The organism is Pseudomonas sp. P5_B2, assembly GCF_056400445.1.
Map to the genome: position 1 here is coordinate 1 of NZ_JBFULH010001092.1, position 1019 is coordinate 1019.

The following is a 1019-nucleotide window of genomic DNA, read 5'->3' on the forward strand; positions in this document are numbered from 1 at the left end:
GCACTAGACGGGTAAATCGGCAAGGGTTCATGAGCCACATTCATCAGTCTGGTCGTGACGCGTGAAATCATTGGTACTGAGGTGTCGGGGCGACCGATCAGGCAATCAGATCCAAATTGAAAGTCGCAGAAAAAAGGCGCCCTATCGGCGCCTTCAGCAGTCTCAAGCGATTTTGATGACAACCTTCCCAAACGCCCCTTTGGCGAGATGCTCGTAAGCTTCTCGTGCTTGCTCGAACGGATACACCTGCTCGATCACAGGCCGAATTTTGTGTTCATTGAGGAACGCATTCATCCGGTCGAACGACGAGCGCGGCGCCACGGCGATACCGCGAATGGTCGTCTGGCGAAAGATGAGTGGCATCAGATTGAGTTCAACGGTCTGCCCGGTCAAAAAGCCGATCTGCGCAATACGCCCGGATGCCTTGGTCGCTGCGACCGATTGATTGATGCCGTTGCCGCCGGCCACATCGAGCAGCAGATCCACGCCCTTGCCTTCAGTCAGCTTCAGCACTTCGTCCGCCCAATTCGGCGTCGTTCTGTAGTTGATACCCGCCACGGCCCCCAGCCCCTTTACGGTTTGCAGGTTCTGGTCGTTACTCGACGTTGCGATCACCTTCGCGCCAAGCGCGGTAGCGATCTGCACGGCAAATATGGACACACCGCCAGTGCCTTGAACCAACACGGTTTGCCCCGGCTGAATCTGTCCAAAATCCACCAGTGAGTACCATGCCGTGAGCGCGGCAATCGGCAGCGTTGCGGCCTCTTCATCGCTCATGTTGCCTGGCGCAGCCACGGCACTGTCTTCGTGGATGATCATGTATTCGGCCAAACCGCCAGGCAACGGCGAGCCGAAGCAGTAATCGGGTTCATTGGGGCCAGGCTCGCCATCCAGCCAACGGGAGTAAAGATGCGAGTTAACCCGATCACCGATTTTGAAGCGCGTGACGCCGTCACCGACCGCGACCACGGTGCCGGCTGCATCGCTTACCGGGATCAGGGGTTTGGGCACCTTATGCG

Annotated in this window: 1 protein-coding gene; it reads right to left on the reverse strand. The window is 57.8% G+C overall.

The genetic code is table 11. The features are described from left to right. Positions 1–162 precede the first annotated feature (162 nt). Positions 163–1019, reverse strand: an 857-nt coding sequence (locus tag AC1DRJ_RS29395; protein ID WP_477805217.1) for a zinc-dependent alcohol dehydrogenase family protein, incomplete at its 5' end; no start/stop codon positions are given.